The organism is Pantoea sp. X-Soil-ISGK-355 (assembly GCF_059730805.1).
Genome location: NZ_AP035971.1, coordinates 2,976,723 through 3,002,496 on the forward strand (window position 1 = coordinate 2,976,723; position 25,774 = coordinate 3,002,496).

22 protein-coding genes are annotated in these 25,774 nt (G+C 56.7%); 8 read left to right on the plus strand and 14 right to left on the minus strand.

What is annotated here, in order from left to right; translation table 11 throughout:
- Positions 1–53: 53 nt before the first annotated feature.
- The 10 genes from AC6I8J_RS13640 to AC6I8J_RS13685 form a co-directional block, all read right to left on the minus strand.
- Positions 54–1,394, minus strand: a complete 1,341-nt coding sequence (locus AC6I8J_RS13640) for an ATP-binding protein (protein ID WP_260059574.1) — start codon at positions 1,392–1,394, stop codon at positions 54–56.
- On the minus strand, positions 1,391–2,071 hold the full coding sequence (locus AC6I8J_RS13645; protein WP_161735117.1) for a response regulator transcription factor: 681 nt from the start codon (positions 2,069–2,071) through the stop codon (positions 1,391–1,393). The genes AC6I8J_RS13640 and AC6I8J_RS13645 overlap by 4 nt, the downstream gene beginning before the upstream one ends.
- Before the next feature lie 169 nt (positions 2,072–2,240).
- Entirely contained in the window at positions 2,241–3,125 is an 885-nt protein-coding gene (cysM, locus tag AC6I8J_RS13650) for a cysteine synthase CysM (protein ID WP_260059573.1), read from the minus strand.
- Between the two features lie 81 nt (positions 3,126–3,206).
- The gene (cysA, locus tag AC6I8J_RS13655; RefSeq protein WP_161735123.1) at positions 3,207–4,295 is read right to left on the minus strand and encodes a sulfate/thiosulfate ABC transporter ATP-binding protein CysA; all 1,089 of its coding nucleotides are present in this window, start codon (positions 4,293–4,295) and stop codon (positions 3,207–3,209) included.
- Positions 4,285–5,160 (minus strand): sulfate/thiosulfate ABC transporter permease CysW, encoded by an 876-nt coding sequence (gene cysW, locus AC6I8J_RS13660; protein WP_161735126.1) that lies wholly within the window; start codon positions 5,158–5,160, stop codon positions 4,285–4,287. Before cysW ends, cysA begins: the two co-directional genes overlap by 11 nt.
- Positions 5,160–5,993 (minus strand): sulfate/thiosulfate ABC transporter permease CysT, encoded by an 834-nt coding sequence (gene cysT, locus AC6I8J_RS13665; protein WP_161735129.1) that lies wholly within the window; start codon positions 5,991–5,993, stop codon positions 5,160–5,162. Before cysT ends, cysW begins: the two co-directional genes overlap by 1 nt.
- A complete protein-coding gene (locus AC6I8J_RS13670; protein ID WP_161735132.1) occupies positions 5,993–7,009 on the minus strand; it encodes a sulfate ABC transporter substrate-binding protein in 1,017 nt (338 codons plus the stop codon). The genes cysT and AC6I8J_RS13670 overlap by 1 nt, the downstream gene beginning before the upstream one ends.
- A 253-nt stretch (positions 7,010–7,262) precedes the next feature.
- Entirely contained in the window at positions 7,263–7,880 is a 618-nt protein-coding gene (locus tag AC6I8J_RS13675; protein WP_222925152.1) for an RpoE-regulated lipoprotein, read from the minus strand.
- 65 nt (positions 7,881–7,945) lie between these two features.
- Positions 7,946–8,413, minus strand: coding sequence for a DUF2919 family protein (locus tag AC6I8J_RS13680; RefSeq protein WP_497825475.1), 468 nt, complete (start codon positions 8,411–8,413; stop codon positions 7,946–7,948).
- Positions 8,403–8,828: a GNAT family acetyltransferase gene (locus AC6I8J_RS13685; RefSeq protein WP_003848834.1), complete on the minus strand. Its 426-nt coding sequence runs from the start codon at positions 8,826–8,828 to the stop codon at positions 8,403–8,405. Before AC6I8J_RS13685 ends, AC6I8J_RS13680 begins: the two co-directional genes overlap by 11 nt.
- A 207-nt stretch (positions 8,829–9,035) precedes the next feature.
- On the opposite strand from AC6I8J_RS13685, the gene amiA reads away from it, so the two are divergent.
- The 5 genes from amiA (at position 9,036) to ampH (ending at position 15,675) form a co-directional block, all read left to right on the plus strand.
- Entirely contained in the window at positions 9,036–9,884 is an 849-nt protein-coding gene (gene amiA, locus AC6I8J_RS13690; protein ID WP_497825476.1) for an N-acetylmuramoyl-L-alanine amidase AmiA, read from the plus strand.
- Between the two features lie 100 nt (positions 9,885–9,984).
- Positions 9,985–10,899 carry an oxygen-dependent coproporphyrinogen oxidase gene (gene hemF / locus AC6I8J_RS13695; RefSeq protein ID WP_260059570.1) on the plus strand — a complete coding sequence of 305 codons (915 nt, stop codon included), beginning with the start codon at positions 9,985–9,987 and terminating at the stop codon, positions 10,897–10,899.
- 346 nt (positions 10,900–11,245) lie between these two features.
- Positions 11,246–12,196 (plus strand): transaldolase, encoded by a 951-nt coding sequence (gene tal / locus AC6I8J_RS13700; RefSeq protein ID WP_013358671.1) that lies wholly within the window; start codon positions 11,246–11,248, stop codon positions 12,194–12,196.
- Between the two features lie 57 nt (positions 12,197–12,253).
- Positions 12,254–14,254 carry a transketolase gene (tkt, locus tag AC6I8J_RS13705; RefSeq protein WP_253419594.1) on the plus strand — a complete coding sequence of 667 codons (2,001 nt, stop codon included), beginning with the start codon at positions 12,254–12,256 and terminating at the stop codon, positions 14,252–14,254.
- A 257-nt stretch (positions 14,255–14,511) separates the two neighbouring features.
- Entirely contained in the window at positions 14,512–15,675 is a 1,164-nt protein-coding gene (gene ampH, locus AC6I8J_RS13710; RefSeq protein ID WP_202605073.1) for a D-alanyl-D-alanine-carboxypeptidase/endopeptidase AmpH, read from the plus strand.
- On the opposite strand, the gene AC6I8J_RS13715 is transcribed toward ampH, so the two are convergent.
- The 4 genes from AC6I8J_RS13715 to AC6I8J_RS13730 form a co-directional block, all read right to left on the minus strand.
- Positions 15,672–16,745, minus strand: coding sequence for a DUF1176 domain-containing protein (locus tag AC6I8J_RS13715; protein ID WP_161736424.1), 1,074 nt, complete (start codon positions 16,743–16,745; stop codon positions 15,672–15,674). The genes ampH and AC6I8J_RS13715 overlap by 4 nt on opposite strands.
- A 186-nt stretch (positions 16,746–16,931) precedes the next feature.
- Positions 16,932–17,510, minus strand: a complete 579-nt coding sequence (gene nudK / locus AC6I8J_RS13720) for a GDP-mannose pyrophosphatase NudK (RefSeq protein ID WP_161736423.1) — start codon at positions 17,508–17,510, stop codon at positions 16,932–16,934.
- Positions 17,511–17,652: 142 nt separating this feature from the next.
- Entirely contained in the window at positions 17,653–19,149 is a 1,497-nt protein-coding gene (gene ansP / locus AC6I8J_RS13725; RefSeq protein WP_497825477.1) for an L-asparagine permease, read from the minus strand.
- 280 nt (positions 19,150–19,429) lie between these two features.
- Positions 19,430–19,702 (minus strand): YdgH/BhsA/McbA family protein, encoded by a 273-nt coding sequence (locus AC6I8J_RS13730; protein WP_161736421.1) that lies wholly within the window; start codon positions 19,700–19,702, stop codon positions 19,430–19,432.
- Positions 19,703–19,955: 253 nt separating this feature from the next.
- Between AC6I8J_RS13730 and narQ the strand changes: the two genes are divergently transcribed.
- The 3 genes from narQ (at position 19,956) to acrD (ending at position 25,688) form a co-directional block, all read left to right on the plus strand.
- On the plus strand, positions 19,956–21,644 hold the full coding sequence (gene narQ, locus AC6I8J_RS13735; protein ID WP_497825478.1) for a nitrate/nitrite two-component system sensor histidine kinase NarQ: 1,689 nt from the start codon (positions 19,956–19,958) through the stop codon (positions 21,642–21,644).
- Between the two features lie 129 nt (positions 21,645–21,773).
- Positions 21,774–22,403, plus strand: a complete 630-nt coding sequence (locus AC6I8J_RS13740) for a response regulator (protein ID WP_161736419.1) — start codon at positions 21,774–21,776, stop codon at positions 22,401–22,403.
- 168 nt (positions 22,404–22,571) lie between these two features.
- On the plus strand, positions 22,572–25,688 hold the full coding sequence (acrD, locus tag AC6I8J_RS13745; RefSeq protein WP_497825479.1) for a multidrug efflux RND transporter permease AcrD: 3,117 nt from the start codon (positions 22,572–22,574) through the stop codon (positions 25,686–25,688).
- The last annotated feature ends 86 nt before the right edge of the window (positions 25,689–25,774 follow it).

A 25,774-nucleotide genomic window follows, 5' to 3' on the forward strand; every position in this document is an offset into this window, starting at 1 on the left:
ATATAACATAACGGCACCTGCGGGTGCCGTTATCGTTTCTGCGGTACAGGTTTTCAGGGCTGCCAGTGCGGCAGACGCAGCGTCAGTTCAAGTCCGCCCTCTGGCCGGTTCCGCGCCTCAACTTCACCATGATGCGCCAGCACCACTTTACGCACAATAGCCAGTCCCAGACCATAACCTTTACCCATCAGCGGCGAATTTACCCGCACAAACGGGTCAAAAATGCTGGAGAGTTTCTCCTCATCGACACCTGGCCCCTGATCGCGTACCTGAATCGCCAGCCACTGCTGTTCAGCGCGTAAGCCGACCTCAATCCGCTGCCCTGGCAAAGAGAAGCGCAGCGCGTTGCGTAAGACGTTCTCGATCCCGCGCCGTATCAGCTCCGCATTGCCCCGCACGGTGTAGTCGCCCCGCTCGTCAACCTTTAACTCCACCTGTACACCAGGGATCTGTGCTTCATAGCGGACATCGGTGATGACCGCCTCCAGCAAACCGGTCAGGTCAAAATATTGCTCATCCGGGATGCTTTCATGTTCAGCTCGCGACAGCGTCAGCAGTTCACCGATCATTTTGTCCAGCCGCCGCGCCTCTTCATCAATGCGATCAAGCGAACTGTTTACGCTTTCTGGCGTCTGTCTGGCGAGTCCGGTCGCCAGTTGCAGCCGCGCCAGTGGTGAACGAAGCTCATGTGAGATATCGTGCAGCAGCTCTTCACGGGCGCGCACCAGGGTATCAAGCCGCTCAACCATGGCATCAAACGCTTCAGCGACATTTGAAATCTCGTCGTGCCGCTTTCGCATAATCGGGAACAGACGCACGCTTAAATCACCCTCGGCGACGCGGGAAAATCCCTCCCTCAACTGACGCATGGGCCGCGTCAGATTCCAGGCCAGCAGCAGACTGAACAGCAACCCCACCGACCCGGCGAAGACAAACATCGGCTCGGGGATATTCAGAAATTTCCGCGGCATCATGTTCTGTTTGCTGTTCATGCGCATGCCATCCAGGTCGTAGCGCAGCTGATATTCTTTTCCATCCGCGCCGTGTACCCGGCGCACCACCTCTTCAGGAAGACGGCCCCTGAAATCCAGGTTGCCGCTGTCCTGTGATTGTAGCGGTTTAGTCTGCTGCGTGACGTGAAAGAACTGACGATCAGTTTCATCCCAGTCCGACAGCATCGCATTCAGCTCATCAGGCCCGCCCCGCTCCAGTACCGATGCAGCAGAGGTCATCTGCAGATCCACAATGCGACGGATAGCCATAATTTCAGGCGGTTCATGCCGTTTACCGGAGAGCGAAAAACCGAGCCAGATAAGCTGGCTCATGATGATAAAAACAAGCCAGAAGCCGATAAAGATCTTCCAGAACATGCGTCCGCGGTAACTCTGTTTCATCGAATACGGTAACCGATGCTGCGAACAGTTTCGATATTGATGCTGTCAGCGGTCAGTGCGCTGAGTTTCTGACGGATGTTGCTGATGTGCACATCAACGCTGCGGTCATAGGCTTCACGCGGACGGCCCAGCCCCTTTTCAGAGAGCTCATCTTTTGACACAACCCTGTCCGGCGCGCGCAGCAGCAAATCCAGCAGATTAAATTCTGATGCTGTCAGATCAAATGTTTTACCCTGCCATTCACTCATGCGGGTGGCAGGATTAAGCGTCAGGCCTCCCCAGCGCAGCGGCTCTTTGGCATCCGGCTGCGGTACCTGCTCCTCGAAACGGCGCAATACCGCGCGCAGGCGGGCGACCAGTTCACGGGGATAACAGGGTTTAGGCATATAGTCATCCGCCCCCATCTCAAGGCCGATCACGCGATCAATATTATCGCCTTTGGCAGTCAGCATGATCACCGGTATCCGGCTGTTCTGGCGCACCTGACGCAACACATCGATGCCACTCATGTCGGGCAGCATAATATCCAGAATCATGGCAGTGAAATCGCCAGAGAGCGCGCCCTGAATTCCGGCGCTGCCGGTCAGCACCAGCTGGGCATCGAACCCTTCAGCGATCAGGTACTGGCTTAGCATCGTGCCCAATTCGACATCATCATCAACAAGCAAAATTTTCATGGTTATCTCTCACTGGAATTGGCGCTATTTTGTCCTGTGCCGGGCATTCGCGCAGCCTGATTTACGCGATCCTTACAGATTCAGTCTATCCGGCACGGGAAATCCTGACTAAAAAAAAGCCTGTGGGCAGCAAACGCGCGCACAGGCTTGATTTCCGCATCAGCAGAGGTTACTGATGATAGAGTCCGGTCGAGAGATAACGATCGCCGCGATCGCAGGCGATCGCTACCACGACGCTGCCCGGGTTCGCCTGCGCAATACGCAGTGCACCCGCCACCGCACCGCCTGAGCTGACACCGCAGAAAATGCCTTCACGGCGCGCCAGCGCCCGCATGGTCTCTTCCGCTTCTTTCTGCGTCATATCCATCACATCATCCACTAAGTCGGGCCGGTAGATCCCCGGAAGATAGGCCAGCGGCCAGCGACGAATGCCCGGAATACTGCTGCCTTCACTCGGCTGTAAACCGATCACCTGCACGCCCGTGTTGTGCTCTTTCAGGTAACGTCCCACGCCGGTGATCGTGCCGGTGGTACCCATGCTGGAGATAAAATGGGTCATGCGCTGGTTCGACTGCTGCCACAACTCCGGCCCGGTAGTCTGATAGTGACCCAGCGGGTTATCGGGATTATTAAACTGATCCAGCACCCGGCCTTCACCACGCGCCGCCATCGCCAGTGCCAGATCGCGTGCACCCTCCATGCCCTGCTGTCGCGGCACCAGAATCAGCTCTGCGCCATAAGCACGCATCGCATCCTGTCGCTCCTGACTCATGTTGTCCGGCATCAGCAGGCGAAGTCGGTAGCCTTTCATCGCCGCGATCATCGCCAGCGCAATGCCGGTATTCCCACTGGTTGCTTCAATCAGCTGATCGCCGGGTGAAAGTTCACCGCGCAGCTCCGCCTGATTAATCATCGACCAGGCCGCGCGATCTTTTACCGAGCCCGCCGGATTATTGCCTTCCAGCTTGAGCCAGACCTCACTGCCGTTAGCTGGCGTCAGGCGCTGCAGCTTAATCAGCGGGGTATTGCCGATGGTGTTTTCAAGAGTCGTCACGGTGCGGTTCCTGGCATCTTACAAACGAGAGGCGAAAAAAAGGCGGGAGTCACACTCCCGCCCGCTGTGGATGAGAAAATATCAGGCGCTCTGTGCAAAGGCAACTGCACGCAGCGGCGTATCGCCTTTATAGAGGCGCGCCTGCTGCAACCCGACGAACAGGCGCTCGCCGCGAATCGGGGCTGTCTGCTCACCTTCAAACACCACCGAAACCGGCTCGCTCTGCCAGCCGACAGGCTGAACCACCAGCTGCCAGAAGTGACCACGCGGGCTGACTTCAAGCACCTGCACCGGCAGCGGCGTTTCCAGGCTGCTGCGACGTGATACATCGATTTCCCACGGACGCAGGAATAGCTCAACCGCGCCCTGATGAGCTGAGGTATAACCCAGCGGCCAGTGATGCGCGCCGACGTGGAACTGCGATCCCTGAATTTCGCCATCAAAGCGATTCACTTCACCCAGGAACTCCAGCACAAAGCGGGTCGCCGGATCGCGCCATACATCATCTGGCGTGCCAACCTGTTCAATATTTCCCTGACTCATCACCACGACGCGATCCGCGACCTCCATCGCCTCTTCCTGATCGTGGGTCACGAACACGCTGGTGAATTTAATCTCTTCATGCAGTTGACGCAGCCAGCGGCGCAGCTCTTTACGCACCTGAGCATCCAGCGCGCCAAAAGGTTCATCCAGCAGCAGAATCTGCGGTTCAACCGCTAATGCACGCGCCAGCGCCACACGCTGCTTCTGACCGCCCGACAGCTGTGCAGGAAAGCGGTTTGCCAGATGGGCCAGCTGCACCATCTCCAGCAGACGGGTCACACGCTGCTTGATCTCCGCCGCTGAAGGACGTTCGCGACGCGGCAGCACGGTCAGGCCAAAGGCGATGTTGTCGAACACCGTCATGTGACGGAACAGCGCATAGTGCTGGAAGACGAAACCAACCTGACGATCGCGCGCATGCAGGCGGCTGACGTCGTTGCCATGAAAACGGATCTGACCGCTGTTCTGATGCTCCAGCCCGGCAATAATGCGCAGCAGCGTGGTTTTACCCGAGCCTGATGGGCCAAGCAGCGCCACCATTTCACCTGAGGCAATATCCAGAGAGATATCGTTCAGCACCGAGGTGCGACCAAAGGACTTGTTGATCTTGTTAATCTCAATGCTCATGATTTCCCTCCTGTTGCAGGCGTTTGTGCTGTTGCTCTAAACGCCACTGCACAATGCTTTTCAGAAACAGCGTCACAATTGCCATCAGGGTTAACAGGGCGGCCGCGGTGAACGCGCCAACGGTGTTGTAGTCCTGATGCAACAATTCAACCTGAAGCGGTAATGTGTAGGTTTCACCGCGAATCGATCCCGATACCACCGAAACCGCACCAAATTCACCAATCGCACGGGCGTTGGTCAGGACGATGCCATACAGCAGCGCCCAGCGAATGTTCGGCAGCGTCACACGACGGAACATCTGCCAGCCTGACGCGCCTAACAGCACCGCCGCTTCATCTTCATGACTGCCCTGACTCAGCATCACCGGGACCAGTTCGCGCACCACAAACGGACAGGTCACAAACACCGTCGCCAGCACCATACCAGGCCAGGCAAACATAATCTGGATGTTATGCGCATCCAGCCAGCCGCCTGCCGGGCCATTCACGCCCCAGAACAGCAGATACATCAGACCGGCTACGACGGGCGACACGGCAAAAGGAATATCAAACAGGGTCAGCAGCAACTGCCGGCCCGGAAAGGTAAAGCGCGTCACCAGCCAGGCGAGCAGCGTGCCGAACACAAGGTTAACCGGTACGGTGATCAGCGCCACCATCACGGTCAGCCAGATGGCGTGCAGCATGTCCGGATCCGCCAGATTGCTGAGAGCGACAATGAGCCCCTGATTCAGCGCTTCCCAGAAGATGGAGGCCATCGGCACCACCAGCAGCAGAATCGAGATCAGCGTGCCGATACTAATCAGCAGCCACTTGCCCCAGTTTACAGGCTGACGCGCAGCATGATTAATTTGTGAAACCTCAGCCATTAGTGACCTCCCAGACGACGGCCAAAGCGGCTCTGCAATGTATTAATCGCGAATAGCAGAATCAGCGATGCCGCCAGGATCACCGAGGCGATAGCGCTGGCTGCCGGATAGTCGAACTCCTGCAGCCGGACAAAAATCATCAGCGAGGTGACTTCCGTTTTCCAGGCGATGTTACCGGCAATAAAGATCACCGCACCAAACTCACCCAGGCTGCGGGTAAAGGAGAGCGCCGTACCGGCCAGCAGCGCCGGTGCCACTTCCGGCAGCACGACGCGGCGGAAGCTCTGCCACGGCGTGGCACCCAGCGTTTCGGCGGCTTCTTCATACTCCGGACCTAACTCTTCCAGCACCGGCTGCACGGTACGCACCACAAACGGAATGCTGGTAAAGGCCATGGCAATGGCGATACCAATCCAGGTGTAAGAAATTTTGATGTCGAACTGAGCGAACCACTGTCCGTACCAGCCGTTAACCGAAAAGAGTCCGGCCAGGGTCAGGCCCGCCACCGCCGTAGGCAATGCAAACGGCAGATCCATCAGGCCATCCAGCAGTGTCCGGCCTGGAAAACGATAGCGGGTCAGGATCCATGCCATCAGCATGCCGAACACCGCGTTAAACAGGGAGGCGACACCGGCAGAGAGAAGCGTCACTTTATAGGCGGCCACCAGCTGAGGGTTGGTCACGACATCCCAGTACTGTTGCAGCGTCATCTGCGACAGCTGCATAATCACCGCGCTGATCGGCAGCAGCAGGATCAGACAGGTAAAGAGCAGGCTGGTGCCGAGGCTGAGACCAAAGCCGGGCAACACGCGTTTCTGGCTGGCAGCAAACATTATCCACGCCCCGCCGATAACAATTTATCCAGCTCACCGCCGCTGACGAAATGCGTCTGCATCACCTTATCCCAGCCGCCAAAGGCATCTTCGACCCGGAACAGGCTGGTCTGCGGGAAGCGATCTTTCTGCTCCGCCATCAGCTGTGGGTTATTCACACGATAATAGTAGTGAGTAATAATATTCTGCGCTTCTGGCGTGTAGAGATAGTTCAGGTAGGCGCTGGCCGCATCAGCGGTTTTATTTGTCGCGACGTTCTTATCCACCCATGCCACCGGAAACTCCGCCAGAATGTTGGTTTTCGGCACCACCACTTCGTATTCATCTTTACCATACTGGTTGCGGATGTTATTCACTTCGGACTCAAAGCTAATCAGTACGTCGCCCAGGCCGCGCTCAGCAAAGGTGGTGGTCGCGCCGCGACCGCCGGTATCAAATACTTCCACGTTTTTCAGGAACTGCGTCATAAAGGCACGGGTTTTAGCCTGATCGCCGCCGTCCGCTTTGTCTGTTGCGCCCCAGGCGGCCAGGTAGGTATAGCGGCCATTACCCGAGGTTTTCGGGTTCGGGAAAATCAGCTTCACATCGCTGCGGGTCAAATCTGACCAGTCGTGAATCTGCTTTGGGTTCCCTTTGCGCACCAGAAACGCCATGGTGGAATAGAAAGGCGAGCTGTTGTTCGGCAGGCGGCCTTTCCAGTCTGCCGCAATGAGATTGCCTTTATCGTGCAGCACCTGCACATCTGTTACCTGGTTGTACGTGACCACATCTGCGCGCAGGCCCTGCAGGATAGCCAGCGCCTGCTTCGATGAACCGGCGTGCGACATCTTAATGGTCAGTGGATCCGCGGGGTGACTGGCATCCCACTGTTTAACAAACGGAGCATTCAGGGCAACAAACAGCTCCCGCGACACATCGTATGAGCTATTAAGAAGTTCAGTGGCATTGGCTGCGCCGGCCAGGCTCAGCGACAACGCGATACCGCTCACGATTTTTCTCATCGCTTGTAATGTCATTTGGCACCCTGAAAAAGTTTGATGCGGATCTCACCCGCTGAGGCATCAGTTTATTTATAACTCAGTGAAAACCAGTAACGGTTTTATATATCGTTTGATGATTTCAAAGTCGAAAAAAGCATAAGACGACGGCAGAGTTTATGCAGAAATCAGCAAAAGCCGATAGAGGAGCGGAACCGCGGGCAGCCCGTGCGGGCAGGAGTTTTAAGAGGCGTCAGCGGCTGCCTGAGGGGCAGCACGCTGAAGAAAAGGATTAACGCTGCCAGACAATCTTGCTGATTTTCCAGCTTTTCAGCGTATCGTCAGAGGGCATTAAGCCCTCCGGACCGTGCCAGTCACCCTGATAGATATAGGTCAGATGCTGACTGCCTGGCGCACGGCACGCCACGTCACGCGCATCGGTGCCGCTGGCTAAGGTGCAGTTGTCGAAGGCTTTGCTGAACTTATTACTGAAGGCGTCTCCCACTTTACTGCCGTCACTGCTGGCAATCGCACTGTCCATCACCTCAATACGTTCGACCTGCGACTGCCCGTAAATCACCAGCTTAACGTTGCCATCATCCAGCGCCTGCCAGAAAGAGACCACCTGACCGTTCTGACTGCGCATGCCCTGACGCAGGCTATAGTCACCGTTCAGTCCGGCATTAATCGCGTCCTCTTTCATGGCGGTCGAGGCAGTTACCCCGCCCACCCCCTGTTCAGTCGCGGTCAGCGAGGAACCGAACCAGTTCCACGGCAGCGCCGAAGACCAGTGATAAGTCAGCGGATTCCACCAGCTTGCCTGCTGGCTGCTGTCAGCGCCGGAACCCGAACTGGCACAGCCGCTTAGTACAACGGCGGCGATCAGTAGCGTGGAACGAACAGCTTTCATGAGAACTCCTGTAAATGCGATGCCGGAAAGGCGGAACTGATTGGAGTCGCAAAGCGACAAAAAGTTTAGTGAAGATGATGTTCGGGCAGAAAGCAGTCGCGACAGCGGCGGCTGGATTGCAGCCAGATCAGCGCCAGCAGGTCAAACAACGTCAGCAGCAATGGCAGCGGTGAGGTGAGCAGATCGCCCTGCACAAACTGCCAGCCCTGCCAGAGCAGATTCACCAGCAGCGACAGCGCCAGCACGCTGCGCCAGTGCTGCCAGAGTCGCGGCAGGCGGGTGCGATATCCGGTCAGCAGCAGGGCCGCCAGTGCCGGTAAACCCAGCGCAAGACCGATCCAGAACGTCCGACGATCCGGATAGAAGAGTGCCAGCAGGTCGTTGCCCTGCTGCCGTGACGCCCCGGCCATCACCAGCAGCAGCCAGGTCCGCGCCTGGAGTAACAGGATCAGCCAAAAAAGAAACGGCAGCCGCAGCTGCCCTCTGGCGTCATACTCGTCCGGCAGATAGCCCGGTGACGGCTTAGTATTCACGGTCTTCGATCAGACGTTTACCAAACAGCAGCGCATCGACCGGCTCATAATCGAGCTTCTCATAGAACGCCACCACCTGATCATTTTCTTCACGGATCATCAGATGCAGTTTCGGACAGCCGCGTGCGATAAGCTTCTTCTCCAGACGGTTCATCAGCGCATTCGCAAAGCCGCGTCCCTGATAGTCGGGATGCACGGCCAGATAGTAAGCCGCGCCGCGATGACCATCGTAACCGCCCATCAGCGTGCCAACGACCACGCCGCCCACTTCAGCGACCAGAAAGAGATCGGGGTCGTGATTCATTTTGCGTTCGATATCCAGCTCCGGATCGTTCCATGGCCGTAACAAATCGCAACGTTCCCATAAGGTGATCACTTCTTCAAAATCTTCCTGGCGGAAGGCGCGGATTTCCATCTTAATTACCTGCAGATAAGCACAATTTGCTGATTATCACGCATTCTCTGCTGCACGCAACCCTCGATGGCCGGCGGAAAATAAAAAAGCGCGAATTTTCTGTTCGCGACCTGCAATACAAAGTAATGCCCTGAAATGGTTCTGTGATCGCAGGCAACAGAGCCTTAGGCTATAACACCGGCAAGATTCCTGTTACCGGACCCGTACATGCAGCTGCTTAAACGTTTGATTCATCGTCGTCAGTTACTTCTTTCCGGGCTGGCTCTGGCCATTTTATCGCCGCGTGCGATTCAGGCTAAAGAGCAGTCGGGCCTTACCGGGGCAAATCGTCATGCACGCCCTGACCCGCCCGCGAAAAACGGTAAACGTATTGTAATGATCGATCCCGGCCACGGTGGCATCGACTCGGGTGCCGTTGGCGAAGAGGGTTCTGAAGAGAAACACATCGTGCTGGAGATTGCCGGTAACGTGCAGCGCCAGCTGCAGAGCCATCCGCGCATTGAAGTGCGACTGACGCGCGACAGTGATCACTTTATTCCGCTTTATCAGCGGGTGGAAATCGCCCACCAGCACGGTGCCGATCTTTTTATGTCGATTCATGCCGACGGTTTTACCAGCCCCGATGCCAGTGGCGCCTCGGTATTTGCGCTCTCTAACCGTGGTGCCAGCAGCTCGATGGCACGTTATCTCTCACAGCGGGAGAACGATGCGGACAAACTGGGCGGCGTAAAAGCTCAGCAGCAGGATCACTATCTGCAGCAGATTCTGTTCGACCTGGTACAGACCGACACCATCAAGAACAGCCTGACACTGGGCAAGCACGTGCTGGATCAGATCCGCCCGGTGCACCATCTGCACAGCCAGCACACCGAGCAGGCGGCCTTCGCGGTGCTCAAGTCACCGTCGATTCCCTCAGTGCTGGTCGAAACCTCTTTTATTACCAATCCACGTGAAGAGCAGTTGCTCGGCACCATCGCATTTCGCCAGAAAATTGCTTCGGCTATTGCCAGCGGCATCGTCAACTACTTCGATGAGTTTGACCGCCGCAATGCCTGATTCATCTGGCCGGTTTGCGTCGTGCAACGCGCCGCGCCCATACAAGCGGCGCGCTTTTGCGTATAATCGCGTCAGACTTTGATAAACGATAAGCGAAAAGATGGCTGATATTTCCCGCGTAAAAGCGTTCCTGCTCGCATTGCAGGATGAGATTTGTAACCAGCTGGCGGCTGAAGATGGCGGCGCACAGTTTGCTGAAGATAGCTGGCAGCGCCCTGGCGGCGGCGGTGGTCAGAGCCGCGTCCTGCGCAACGGCGCGGTGTTTGAGCAGGCAGGCGTCAACTTTTCGCATGTGCATGGCGATCAGATGCCGGCATCAGCGACCGCGCACCGGCCCGAGCTGGCCGGTCGCAGCTTTGAAGCGATGGGCGTGTCGCTGGTGATCCACCCGAATAATCCCTATGTGCCGACCAGCCACGCCAACGTGCGCTTTTTTATCGCAGAGAAACCGGGGGCCGATCCGGTCTGGTGGTTTGGCGGCGGCTTTGACCTGACGCCGTTTTATGGCTTTGAAGAAGATGCGCTGCACTGGCATCAGACAGCCGCTAATCTCTGTCAGCCCTTTGGCGAGGATGTCTATCCGCGCTATAAAAAGTGGTGTGATGATTACTTCTATCTGAAGCATCGTGATGAGCAGCGCGGCATTGGCGGCCTCTTTTTTGACGATCTCAACACGCCCGACTTTGAGCAGAGCTTCAGCTTTATGCAGGCAGTAGGCCGCGGCTTTATGGATGCCTATCGGCCCATTGTGGCGCGCCGTAAAGATCACCCGTGGGGCGATCGTGAGCGCCAGTTCCAGCTCTACCGCCGTGGTCGCTATGTGGAGTTCAATCTGGTGTGGGACCGTGGCACGCTGTTTGGTTTGCAGACCGGCGGCCGTACGGAATCGATTCTGATGTCGATGCCACCGCTGGTGCGCTGGGAATATGATTATCAGCCCGATGCCGACTCTCCAGAAGCTGCGCTCTATCGCGATTTCCTGCCGGTAAAAAACTGGCTGAACCTCCCGGTCTGATCGCTTCTCCCGCTGCAGCGCGGCCCGCAACCCGCGCTGCGCTTACCTTTCTCCCGACAGACCCGTTCCGTTTCACAGGGCACAGATTGCTACAGTGTTACCTGCGTCATTCGTCCTGACTGCTATGCTTAAGGATGGAATATGGCGCACCCCACGGTAAAAACCGCATGACGGCTCCTTCTCACCGCCTCGCAGCGCAACAATCAGAGAAACCGCATTTTCATCAGAAAGTCTCTGTTGCAATGTTATGGGTTCGCGTTACCGGTAGCAGAACATGCCACAGACCGGCTGCGAGGCCTGAGGTGCACCCTGTTCGCTTTCATTTTTCTTTTCAAGGAGTTTAGAGATGAACCAGCTAGAAGCCCTAAAACAGTTCACCACCGTGGTGGCGGACAGTGGTGATATCGAATCGATTCGTAATTACCACCCGGAAGACGCCACCACCAACCCTTCACTTATTCTGAAAGCGTCCGGTCTGGAAGGGTATAAGCACCTGATGGATGACGCGATTGAGTACGCGAAAAAACAGGGCGGCAGCAAAGAGACGCAGATTATCAATGCAAGCGACAAAGTGGCGATCAACCTCGGTATGGAAATCCTGAAAAGCATACCGGGCCGTGTTTCGACCGAAGTGGATGCGCGCCTCTCCTTCGATCGTGGCATGTGTGTCACCAAAGCAGAAAAACTGATTCGGATGTATGAAGAGCATGGCATCGATCGCTCACGCGTACTGATTAAGCTGGCCTCGACCTGGGAAGGCATCCGTGCAGCGGAAGAGCTGGAGAAAAACGGCATCCACTGTAATCTGACGCTGCTGTTCTCCTTTGCGCAGGCGCGTGCCTGTGCCGAAGCGGGCGTGTTCCTGATCTCTCCGTTCGTTGGCCGTATCTACGACTGGTATAACTCACGCAAGCCACTGGAACCCTACGTGGCGGATGAAGATCCAGGCGTAAAATCTGTGCGTCGTATCTATGACTACTACAAAAAGCACCGTTACAGCACCATCATCATGGGCGCCAGCTTCCGTAAAGTGGAGCAGATTATCGCGCTGGCCGGCTGCGATCGCCTGACGCTGTCGCCGAACCTGCTGGAAGAGCTGCAGAACAGCGATGCGCCGCTGGAACGAAAACTGGAACCTTCTACCGAAGGCTTCCATCAGCCGTCACCGCTCTCCGAGGCGGAGTTCCGCTGGGAACATAACCAGGATCCAATGGCAGTCGAAAAACTCTCTGACGGCATCCGCCAGTTCGCGGTTGACCAGCAGAAGCTGGAAGATGTGCTCGCCGCACGCCTGTAGTCTTTATTTTAATCGGGCGGGACGTTCCCGCCCTGATGCATAACAAGGGAGAACTTTATGTCCTCACGCAGAGAGTTGGCAAACGCGATTCGTGCACTGAGCATGGATGCGGTTCAGAAGGCAAATTCAGGCCACCCCGGTGCGCCGATGGGTATGGCCGATATCGCCGAAGTGTTGTGGCGCGACTTCCTCCAGCATAATCCGACCAATCCCGCCTGGCTTGATCGTGACCGCTTTATCCTCTCCAACGGCCACGGCTCCATGCTGCTTTATAGCCTGCTGCACCTGAGCGGTTATGACCTGCCGATTGAAGAACTGAAAAATTTCCGTCAGCTGCACTCTAAGACCCCAGGCCACCCGGAGATCGGTTATACGCCTGGCGTTGAAACCACCACCGGCCCACTGGGTCAGGGTCTGGCTAATGCCGTAGGCCTGGCGATTGCTGAGCGCACGCTGGCTGCACAGTTTAACCGTCCGGACCATGAAATCGTTGACCACCATACCTATGTGTTTATGGGCGATGGCTGTCTGATGGAAGGGATCTCGCACGAAGTCTGTTCTCTGGCGGGCACCCTGGGTCTGGGCAAACTGATCGGCTTCTATGACCACAACGGCATCTCGATTGATGGCGAAACCGAAGGCTGGTTTACCGACGATACGCATAAACGCTTTGAGTCATATAACTGGCATGTGATCGGCGACATCGACGGCCATGACGCTGATGCTATCCGCGAGGCGATCAAAGAAGCGCAGAGCGTCACCGATAAGCCTTCACTGATTATCTGCCGCACCATTATCGGTTTCGGTTCACCGAACAAAGCCGGTAAAGAGGAATCGCACGGCGCAGCGCTGGGCGAGGCCGAAGTGGCGCTGACCCGTAAACAGCTTGGCTGGAACTATCCGGCATTTGAAATCCCGGCTGAAATCTACCAGCAGTGGGATGCCAAAGCAGCGGGTGCTGAACGCGAAAAAGCCTGGGATGCGAAGTTTGCGGCTTATAAAGAGGCCCATCCCGAGCTGGCGAAAGAGTATGAGCGCCGTATGAATGGCGAAATGCCTGCCACATGGGAAACCGAAGCGACCCGCTTCATCCAGGATCTGCAGGCTAATCCGCAGAAAATCGCCAGCCGTAAAGCATCTCAGAACTCACTGGAAGCCTACGGCAAAATGCTGCCGGAATTCCTTGGCGGTTCCGCTGACCTGGCGCCGAGTAACCTCACCATCTGGTCAGGCTCTAAATCGATCAAAGAGGATCCTGCGGGTAACTACATTCACTACGGCGTGCGTGAATTTGGTATGACGGCAATTGGCAACGGTATCGCGCATCATGGTGGTTTCGTGCCTTACACCGCAACCTTCCTGATGTTTGTCGAATATGCGCGTAACGCCGCGCGTATGGCTGCACTGATGAAGGCACGCCAGATTCTGGTCTACACCCATGACTCCATCGGTCTGGGTGAAGATGGCCCGACGCACCAGCCGGTAGAGCAGATCGCCAGCCTGCGTCTGACGCCAAACATGAGCGTATGGCGTCCGTGCGATCAGGTCGAAACGGCTGTAGCGTGGAAAGCCGCCGTCGAACGTCATCACGGCCCGACAGCGCTAATCCTTTCGCGTCAGAATCTGCTGCAGCCGGAACGTACCCCGGAGCAGATCGAAAACATCAAACGCGGCGGCTACGTGCTGAAGGATTGCGACGGTACACCAGACGTGATTCTTATCGCGACCGGTTCAGAGATTGAGATCACCCTGGGTGCAGCGGATAAGCTCACGTCAGGCGGTCACAAGGTGCGGGTGGTTTCACTGCCTTCAACTGACCTGTTTGATGCGCAGGATGCTGCTTACCGCGAATCCGTACTGCCGAGCGGCGTGAAAGCGCGTGTGGCGGTAGAAGCGGGTATTGCGGACTACTGGTTCAAGTATGTCGGTCTGGACGGTGCGATTGTCGGTATGACCACCTTTGGTGAATCCGCCCCGGCCAGTCAGCTGTTCCCGGAGTTTGGCTTCACGGTTGAGAATATCGTCAGCCACGCTGAAGCATTACTCAAGCCAGTTTAATGCTTATGCCCTTCCCGGCTCACCGGGAAGGGCCATTTCCACATATAGCCTGATACATAAAAAAAACTCCATTCCCCCCCTTCCCGCCCTGCGCAAACTCATTACTATAGAGCCGTCATACTTAATGCTGCCTGTGCGCTGGCTGTCCGTCTTTCCCTGCTGTTGTTCTGCCGGGATAACGCGGTTCGGACCTGATGCATCCCGATGAGTGAAGGCAGATTTCCTCCGATTTTATAGCGAAGCCACTTCCGTTGAACATGCGCACACCCTATTTACTGGCCCTGATGGTTTCACTGCTTCCATTAAAAAGCATGGCGCAGGTCGCGCCCGATCCGCTGCTGGCCTCTCAGATTGTTGATCGCTATGCGGAACATATCTTTTACGGCAGCGGTGCAACCGGCATGGCACTGGTGGCAATTGATGGCAATCAGCGGGTGTTCGCCAGCTTTGGTGAAACCCGTCCCGGCAACAATGTCCGTCCGCAGAAAGATTCGCTGATTCGCATCGCCTCGCTGAGTAAGCTGATGACCAGTGAAGTAATGGTAAAAATGGCTGAGCGCGGACAGATTCGCCTTGACGATCCCCTGAGTAAATATGCGCCGCCGGGTGCACGGGTGCCCACTTACAATGGCCAGCCGATTCGCCTGATTAATCTCTCAACCCACACCAGTGGACTGCCGCGCGAGCAGCCAGGCGGCAAAGCGCAGCGTCCGGTGTTTGTCTGGCCAACGAAGAGCGAACGCTGGGCATGGCTGGCGCGCGCGAACCTCAAAGCCGCACCAGGCAGCAGTGCCGCCTATTCCAACCTGGGCTACGATCTGCTGGGCGATGCGCTGTCACGTGCCAGTGGAACACCCTATCCGGCGTTGTTTCAGCAGCTGATTACCCGTCCGCTCGGCATGAAGGACACCACGTTTACGCCATCGCCTGAGCAGTGCGGACGCCTGATGGTGGCCGAAAAAGGGGCCAGTCCGTGTAATAACACGCTGGCCGCGATTGGCAGCGGCGGGGTTTACTCAACACCGGATGATATGGGCCGCTGGATGCAGCAGTTCCTGAACTCGTCGGTTAACCATCGCACGCCGCAGATCGATCGCCTGCAGACGCTGATCTATCGCCGCGACCAGCTCACTAAAGTCGAAGGCATGGATGTGCCGGGTAAAGCGGATGCGCTGGGCATGGGCTGGGTCTACATGGGACCGAAAAGTGGTCGTCCCGGTATCATTCAGAAAACCGGCGGCGGCGGCGGATTCATCACCTATATGGCGATGGTGCCGCAGCATAACGTGGGGGTTTTTGTGGTGGTGACGCGTTCGCCGCTGACCCGCTTTACGCCGATGAGCGACGGTGTGAATAATATGCTGGCCGAACTGGTCGGCAACCAGCTTGGCTCACCGATGATGGTGCAGGTCATTCGTTAACGCTGCTGTACGCCACCGTCAGACTGGCTGACCCACAGGGTTGGCCAGTCATCACTGCTATGCCAGGCATCACAGGTCGACTCTTCCGCATATTCCGCTAACACAAAATGTGTGCCATCAAATTGCCAGCGTGTCGCCCTGCCGCAGTCGCCTAATCCACGGCCCTTACCAAACGTGTAGAGCTGACCGCTGGCCGCGTCATATTCGGCGTTAATCAGCTCAAGCTGACGATCGCTGGCGCCTGGCGGGGTGAACGGCAGAGTCAGGGTGATCCCACGCGCCACATAGGGCGGACTGCGTGTCACTTCAAACGCCAGATCGATCACGTTATATGCACCCATTTCACAACTCACCAGCAGCAGCGCGCGCTGGTCGGTAAGTGGCGCCACGCTGACTTCACGGCGCAGCGGATCGAGTGAGCAGGCGTCGGTATTAACCCGCCAGGTGCCGTAGTCAATTAATCCGCTGGTCTCATCGCGCGTCAGTGCAGCGGGTGACCTGACCGCAGGCGGCAGCGGCGGCAGTGCAGGCGGTGGCGGGACATCCCAGCTGGCCCTGTCGCCACGTTTGATCCACGCGCTCATACTGTTGACCCGTCCCTGAGTGTCATCCATCAACAACAGCGCGGCCTTCATGCCGCGCAGGGAGATCAGCGCATTGGGATCAAAAGTGAGCTGCAGGTTTTTGGCCTCCATCACCAGATCAAAAAATTCATCAATGGCGATAGCATTGCTGGTGGCGAGATGATGCGGCTCTACCGTCCAGTGTTTGAGGTCGGGTTTAAGCCGGCGCTGATCGAGCAGCAGGTTATCCTGTAGCGGGCCACCCGGCAGCGCACCACTGTAGGCGCTGCCATAGTCTATTCGGAGCAAGGGGCGATCGTTGACGCCCGCATGCCGCGAAATCGTCATCACCAGCCCTTTGTCCCCCGGAATATTCCGCGCCACGCAAAAGGCTTCATTGTTACAGGTAATTTGCCAGTCGTTGAATGACTTTTGCAACGGTTCCGCCTGAACAGAGGCAACCCACAGAGACGGCAACAGCCAAAACGATTTCATCCAATACGACATTAAGAAGATCGATCCCCGAATACCCAGAGTGGAGAGAATAGCGCATCAACGGGCCTGCCAGGGTTTACAATCTGTGAACCTGTGCAAAAAGCGCAGTTAACTGCTTAAAAAGCGCACATAAAGTGGATTAACTCTCACCACTCTCCCTCAATGCCGGCACGCGGCAACAGGCTTACTGGCACGGTTTTATGGCGTCAGCCAGCCCGCAATCTGTGCATGCTGAAGCAGCATGATGGTTTTGCCGTCACGAATGCGACCCTCAGCGACCATTGCCAGCGCATCCGGAAAGCTTAATTCCAGCACGTCGATCGACTCATCTTCAACGCCGCCCCCCGCATTGTCGCGCAGCGATTCATTATAAACCGCTGCAAAAAAGTGGATTAATTCAGTGACGCCGCCCGGCGACATATAGCAGGCATAGAGTTTTTCCACCTCGCCCACCGCATAACCGGTCTCTTCAATCGCCTCTTTGCGAATGCAATCTTCCGGAGAGTCGTCGTCCAGCAAGCCCGCACAGGCTTCGATTAACATGCCGTCGTCGTTACCGTTGACGTAAGTCGCAATACGGAACTGGCGTGTCAGGACCACGCTGTTCTTTTCACGGTTGTAGAGCAGTATAGTCGCCCCATTTCCGCGGTCGTAGACTTCGCGTTTATGGCGGATAACCTCGCCACGACGATCGGTAATCTCATAGGTGTAGTTACGCAGCACAAACCAGTTTTCAGACAGGAGCTTATCTTTGATGATAGTGATCTTAAACGACATGAGGACTCCACTACCGCATAAAGGGAGCTTTTCATCATAGAGGGGGGCTTACGGGAAAACTATCCTAATTCTTGTCGTAACGTGTCGATTTGCGGGCAAAAAAAAGCCAGCCCGGAGGCTGGCCTGATTGCTGCAAAACTTATCAGCTTGACGTGTCGTCAGCCAGGCGGGTCGGCTGAGGCTCTTCTTCGTGATGATCCTGTTCGGTCTCAGCTATGGCGTGAACGCGCTTACGCACGCCAAACCATCCCAGCACCAGTAATACCGCAATCAGCGGAATGGAGGCGATGGTGTACGTCCCGTTCGGGTAGTCAAACGCCATCAGCACCAGCACACTGAACAGGAACAGCAGCGTCAGCCACGAGGTAAACGGCGCGCCTGGCAGCTTGAAGCTGACATCATCCGCCTTGCCCTCTTTGATCGCTTTGCGCAGACGCAACTGGCAAACCACGATAAAGGCCCAGGAGGAGATAATGCCCAGCGAGGCAACGTTCAGGACGATCTCAAACACCTGAGAAGGCACATAGTAGTTAAGCACCACACCAATCACATAGACGGCGACGGTCACCAGAATACCGGCATAAGGAACCTGCTGACTGTTCATCTTTGACATGAATTTCGGCGCAGAGCCACCCATCGACATGGAGCGCAGAATACGCCCGGTCGAGTAGAGGCCGGAGTTCAGGCTGGAAAGCGCCGCACTCAGCACTACGATATTCATGATGCTGCCAACGTAAGGCACGCCCAGCTTCGAGAAGAAGGTCACGAACGGACTCTGACCCGCCTGATAAGCGTTCCATGGCAGCAGCAGCACCAGCAGCACCACAGAGCCGACATAGAACAGGCCAATACGCCAGATCACGCTGTTGATTGCTTTCGGCAGCATGGTTTTCGGGTCTTTACATTCGCCGGCCGCCGTACCCACCAGTTCGATAGAGGCAAAGGCGAACACTACGCCCTGAATCAGCACCAGTGCTGGCAGTAAACCGTGCGGGAACAGGCCACCGTTATCGGTGATCAGATGGAAGCCGGTGCTGTTGCCATCCAGCGGTTTGCCGGTGCCAAGGAATACCACGCCCACCACCAGGAAGATGACAATCGCCAGCACTTTTACCAGCGCGAACCAGAACTCCATCTCGGCAAACCACTTAACGCCAATCATGTTCATGGTGCCGACAATCGCCAGCGCGCCCAGGGCGAAGACCCACTGTGGCACATCACCAAACGCGCCCCAGTAGTGCATGTAGAGCGCGACGGCGGTGATATCAACGATGCCGGTCATCGCCCAGTTGACGAAGTACATCCAGCCCGCCACATAAGAGGCTTTCTCGCCCAGGAATTCACGGGCATAGGAGACGAAGCTGCCGCTGCTGGGACGGTGTAATACCAGTTCGCCCAGCGCACGCAGAATAAAGAAGGAGAAGATGCCACACACCAGATAGATGATGGCTAAAGCGGGGCCAGCAGCCTGCAAACGGCCACCTGCGCCCAGGAACAAACCGGTACCGATGGCACCGCCGATCGCAATCATCTGTACGTGACGGTTACCCATCGCCTTCTGGTAGCCGGCGTCATGAGAGTTGAGCCAGCGTCGTTTCGCAGCGCGCATCTCGCCTGGGGTTTTGTTTTTAGATTTCATAGCATTCCTGTTTGTCCTGACTATCAGTCGTCGCATCCCCGTTTCGGGCGTAATGCCTTGTGAAATGGGGTATTTTCCTCTATGCGTTTGCCTGTGAGTGAGTGCCAGGCAGCGCGGGAATTTACGGCGATGAATCCTACCCGTTCTGCAAGAACGAAGCAAAATATACCGGGCAGATGCACAGGCTGATTTGTAAGAATCCATCCTGATGCACAAAAACAAAAAAACCGGCCATTTTCAGGCCGGTAAAAGCTACAGGGATGGAAACAGGAGGGTTGGGTTAGCGATAAATCTCTGCGGTGCCGCTCCACAGGCTGGAGTCGCCTGGGTTATCGACGCCGATAACGCGGTAATGGCTGGCGCCCATCTCTTCCGCTTTTTGCGACAACTGGCGATTCGCATCGTCCAGTGAGCCGCGAACGCCGGAGACTGACACGCTGCCGATGCTCTGCATGTTCTGAGCCTGTGACCGGTCGACCGGCGCAGCAGCAAAAGCGGTAAAGGAAGCGGTAGCCAATAATGCGCCCGCCAGTACAGCATTCAGCTTTTTCATTGGATGCTCCTTAATCTGTGATCGGGTTGAGCTGATGACTGGATGAATTATTAGCGTTGCAATGAAAAGCAACATCGGGACGATGTAAACCTGTTCCTTTTTTAACCACAAATCGGTAGCCCATCCTGGGAACTGTCAGTTGTGGTCATTTTATGTGCGATGTGTAACCGCCTGTGCGATAAACAGGGGAAGGATCATTTGCGTTACGTTATTGCGCTCTTATAATTCCCGCACTTTCAACAGGGCCATCCATGTGATTGTTAAACGTTCCGTTACTCAAAGCATCGCTAAGGCGCTCAGCGCCATTGTCCTGCTGTCGCTGCTCACCACCGGTCTCGCCTTAGTCACGCTGCTCAGCAGTCAGCGCGATGCGGAGGCGATCAATCTGGCGGGATCCCTGCGCATGCAGAGCTATCGCATGGCATGGGACGCCAGCCGTCAGCCACAAAATCTTGCGCATCACCTGACGCTCTATCAGCAAACGCTGGATGCCCCGGTGCTGCAAAAGCTGGATCGGCCCTGGGTACCACGCGAAGTCAGCGCTCGCTATCAGCGACTGCGCGCTGCATGGCCTTCCCTGCAGCAGCAGTTGCAGCAGGGTGATACCGTGGCATACCAGCAGCAGGTGCCGATCTACGTCGGTGAAATTGATCGCTTTGTACTGGGTTTGCAGCGCTATACCGAGCTGAAAATGCGTCTGGTGGCGGCCAGCAGCCTGGCAGGTGTCATTGCTATTGTCGTGCTGGCACTGATGACGATTCGCTTTACCCGGCTGCAGGTGGTGCGGCCACTTAATGCGCTGGTCACGGCCAGTCGCTACGTCGAAAGCGGCAACTTTGCTTTTCCGCCGCTGCACGTTGAGCAGCAGAATGAACTGCGGGTACTGTCGCATGCTTTCAGCGGCATGGCGGCGCGTCTGCATTCGCACTATCAACTACTGGAAAGTACGGTACGCGCGAAAACGGAAGACTTAACCCAGGCGAATCGCACGCTGTCACTGCTTTACGACAGCTCGCAGATGCTGACGGCCAGCCCGTTGCATCCGGCACTGTTTGAGGCAGTGTTAACCACTGTGCTGACGCGCGAAAAACTGACAGCGATCCGGCTGGACAGCGACCAGTTTCAGTTCTGCGCGGGGGATGCTCAGGCTGACGGTGAGTGGCAGCGTCTGCCGTTACAGCAGGACGATCAACAGATTGGCGAACTGCGCTGGCAGTCGGCTGGCGTTACGTATCCCAATGAGCTGATGCGCAGCCTGGCGGCGATGCTGGGACGGGCAATCTGGATCTGGCAGGCACAGCAGCAATATCAGCAGATGCTGCTGATTGAAGAGCGCGCCACCATTGCCCGGGAATTACATGACTCGCTGGCCCAGTCGCTCTCGTTTTTACGTATTCAGCTGACCCTGCTGCGCCGCACTGTGGATAAGGATGACAGCGCCGCCCACGCGATTATCGCTGACTTCGATCAGGCGCTGGCCGATGCCTACCGTCAGCTGCGTGAGCTGCTGACCACCTTCCGCCTGACCATTGAGCAGGCGGATCTGGTGGCGGCGATGCAGGCGATGATCGCCTCGTTGCAGGAAAAAAGCGGCGCAGAGATACACTTTAACTATAAGACCGGCCTGCAGAGTCTTGAGGCACAACAGCAGGTGCATGTGTTGCAGATTGCCCGTGAGGCGCTGCTGAATGCCATCCGTCACGCCAGCGCGCAGGTGATTCGGGTGGATTATCAGCACAGCGAACAAGGTGAGCACTTACTGACAATTACGGATGACGGGGTGGGAATGAACAGCACTGACGAACCCGCGGGCCATTACGGTCTGACGATTATGACAGAGCGTGCCCAGCGCCTGAGTGGCAATCTGACGATTCACACTCAGCAACGGGGCACCCGGGTCGAACTGCGCTTTCCACCGCAACCGGCGCGCTCACTGACATAAAGCGCCCGACGTGATGTTAACTTATTCAGATAATCTATCGGTCTCAGCGCGCAGGCCAGCGGGTACGGACCTCTATGGTGCCAGCTCTGCTCTTCTGCCGCCGCCTGAAGCCGATGAAATGGAGAACCTATGCAACAGCCCGCATTAACATTGATGATTGTGGATGACCATCCGCTGATGCGCCGCGGTGTTCGTCAGCTGCTGGCGCTGGATCCCCGACTTGAGGTCATCGCAGAAGCCAACAACGGCACGGAAGCGCTGGCCGAGGCCCGCCGTCAGGAACCCGATATTATTCTGCTCGACCTGAATATGAAAGGTATGTCCGGGCTGGATACGCTGAAGGCGTTGCGCCATGAAGGGATCAGTTCACGCATTCTGGTCCTGACGGTCTCTGATGCCCGCAGTGATATCTTCGCCATGGTGGATGCGGGTGCCGATGGCTATCTGCTTAAGGACAGCGAGCCGGAAATCCTGCTGGGGCATATTCTGCAGGCATCGCAGGGTGAAAAGGTCTTCAGTGAAGGCGTGGCCCGTTATCTGGCTAATCGCCAGCACAGTGCCGATCCCCTGCGTCAGCTCACCGGGCGCGAGTGCGACGTGCTGCAGGAGGTGGCGCGCGGCCTGTCGAACAAAGAGATTGCGGCTATTCTGCACATTTCTGAAGAGACCGTAAAAGTGCATATCCGCAACCTGCTGCGTAAGCTGGATGTCCGCTCACGCGTCGCTGCCACGGTAATGTGGCTTGAAAGCCGCAAATAGCCAACGAATTTACATTTTCTCCTCAATTTCTCCACGATTTCCCCCGCTGCCGCACGTAGAGTAAATGGCGGCGGAAAATCGTGGCAAAAACCATCCGGTTTGTCGGCCAGTGCGCCCGTTGCCGGTGGGCCTGAACGCTTATGAAAGTCCCTGAGGAGTGTCGATTTAATGTCGAATTTCTTTATCGACCGTCCCATCTTTGCCTGGGTTCTGGCGATTCTGCTGTGCCTGTGCGGCACGCTTTCGATTATTTCGCTGCCTGTTGAACAGTATCCCGATCTGGCACCACCCAACGTGCGCATCACCGCCAACTACCCCGGCGCATCCGCCCAGACGCTGGAGAACACCGTTACTCAGGTTATCGAGCAGAACATGACCGGCATCGATAATCTGATGTACATGTCCTCGAACAGCAGCAACACGGGTCAGGCACAGATCACCCTCACCTTTACCGCCGGGACCAATCCCGATGAAGCCCGTCAGCAGGTTCAGAACCAGTTGCAGTCAGCGCTGCGCAAATTGCCGCAGGCGGTTCAGTCGCAGGGCGTGACGGTCAATAAAACCGGTGACAGCAATATTCTGATGGTCGCTTTCGTCTCAACCGACGGCAGTATGGATAAGCAGGATATTTCAGACTATGTCGCCAGTAATATTCAGGACCCGCTGAGCCGTATTGATGGTGTCGGCCAGGTAGACGCTTACGGCTCGCAATACGCGATGCGCATCTGGCTCGACCCTAACAAACTGATCGCCTACGCGCTGACCACCGACGATGTGGTCAGTGCAATTCAGTCGCAGAACACTCAGGTTGCCGTGGGTCAGGTCGGTGGTCTGCCATCCGTAGAGAAGCAGGCGCTGAACGCGACGGTGAATGCCCAGTCGATGCTGCAGACCCCCGGGCAGTTCCGGGCCATTACGCTGAAGAACAATCCCGACGGTTCTGTGGTGACGCTGGGTGATGTCGCCACCGTGGCGCTGGGCGCGGAGAAGTATGATTATCTGAGCCGCTATAACGGCCAGCCCGCGTCAGGCCTGGGCGTAAAACTTGCGTCCGGTGCCAACGAGATGAACACCGATAAGCTGGTCCGTGCACGTATAGAGGAGCTGTCGCACTACTTCCCGCACGGTCTGGAAGCGAAAATTGCCTATGAAACCTCGCCGTTCGTTAAAGCGTCGATCACCGATGTGGTGAAGACGCTGCTGGAGGCGATCGTGCTGGTCTTCGGCGTGATGTACCTGTTTATGCAGAACTTCCGTGCCACGTTAATCCCGACCATTGCCGTGCCGGTCGTGCTGTTCGGTACCTTCAGCGTGCTCTATGCCTGCGGGTTCAGTATCAATACCCTGACCATGTTTGCCATGGTGCTGGCGATAGGGCTGCTGGTAGACGATGCCATCGTCGTGGTGGAGAACGTCGAACGTATCATGCACGAAGAGGGGCTCTCGCCGCGTGCCGCCACGCGAAAATCGATGGGCCAGATTCAGGGCGCACTGGTTGGTATCGCGCTGGTGCTCTCTGCGGTGTTTGTGCCGATGGCATTTTTTGGCGGTACCGTCGGCGCGATTTACCGTCAGTTCTCCATCACCATTGTTTCGGCAATGGTGCTGTCGGTGCTGATCGCGATGATCCTGACACCGGCGCTGTGTGCCACGTTGCTGAACCCCGTGGTGAAGGGCGAGCAGCCTGAGCGTCGCGGTTTCTTCGGCTGGTTCAATCGTCACTTCAATCGCAATGCTGACCGCTATCAGCGCGGCGTTGCAGGCATTCTGCGCAGGGGCGGTCGCTGGCTGCTGCTCTATCTCGGCATTATCGGCCTGATGGCGTTTCTGTTTCTGCGTCTGCCAACCTCGTTTCTGCCGCTGGAAGATCGCGGCGTCTTCCTGACTCAGGTTCAGCTTCCGGCGGGCGCAACGCTTGAGCAAACCGACAGCGTGGTCGCGAAAGTTGAACACTATTATCTCACTGAGGAGAAGGCCAACGTGCTGTCGGTGTTCTCTACCATCGGGGCCGGCCCGGGCGGCAATGGGCAGAATGTGGCACGTCTGTTTGTGCGGCTGAAAGACTGGGAAAATCGGCCAGGTGCCGATCGCACCTCATTCGCCATTATCGATCGTGCGACTCAGGCGTTTCAGAAAATTAAAGAGGGGCGGGTGATTGCCAGCAGTCCGCCCGCCATTACCGGCATGGGCAGCAGCTCCGGCTTTGACATGCAGCTACAGGATCACGCGGGTATCGGTCATACGCAACTGATGGCGATGCGCGACAAACTGCTGGAGATGGCGGGCAACGATAAGTCGCTATCGCGGGTACGGCACAATGGACTGGATGACAGCCCGCAGCTGCAGATTGATGTGGATGCCCGCAAAGCGCAGGCGCTGGGCGTGTCGCTGGACACCATCAACGACACCCTGACTACCGCGTGGGGCTCCAGCTATGTGAATGACTTCCTGGATCGGGGGCGGGTAAAAAAGGTCTATGTGCAGGCCGCCGCCGAATTCCGCATGCTGCCGGACGACATCAACAAGTGGTACGTGCGCAACAGCAGCGGCAAAATGGTGCCCTTCTCCGCGTTTGCCACCAGCCGCTGGGAGACCGGTTCACCACGCCTTGAACGTTACAACGGCTATTCGTCGCTGGAGATTGTCGGCGAAGCGGCGAATGGCGTCAGCAGCGGTACGGCGATGGATGAAATGGAAAAGCTGGTCAATGCGCTGCCGCTGGGTGTCGGGTTCCAGTGGACCGGTGCTTCTTATCAGGAACGGCTCTCCGGCTCGCAGGCTCCAGCGCTTTATGCGATTTCGCTGCTGGTGGTGTTCCTCTGCCTGGCCGCGCTGTATGAGAGCTGGTCGATCCCGTTCTCGGTAATGCTGGTGGTGCCGCTGGGTGTGGTGGGCGCGCTTATCGCCACCTGGATGCGCGGGCTGGAGAATGATGTCTATTTCCAGGTTGGCCTGCTGACGGTCGTGGGGCTATCCGCCAAAAACGCCATCCTGATTGTTGAGTTTGCTAATGAGATTAACAGCAAAGGCCGTGAACTGGTGGAGTCCACGCTGGAGGCATCGCGTCAGCGTCTGCGGCCGATTCTGATGACCTCGCTGGCCTTTATTTTTGGGGTGCTGCCGATGGCAATCAGTAGCGGTGCAGGTTCCGGCAGCCAGCACGCCGTGGGAACCGGCGTGATGGGCGGGATGATCTCCGCCACGCTGCTGGCGATCTTTTTTGTGCCGCTGTTCTTTGTGCTGGTCCGCCGTCGCTTCCCGCTTAAAGAGAAACTGCACGACTAACGCTAAATAAAAAGCGGCCACTGAACTCAGTGGCCGCTTTATTTCTGTGTGTGGTAAGAATTCCAGCAAGTGGGAATGACCTGCTT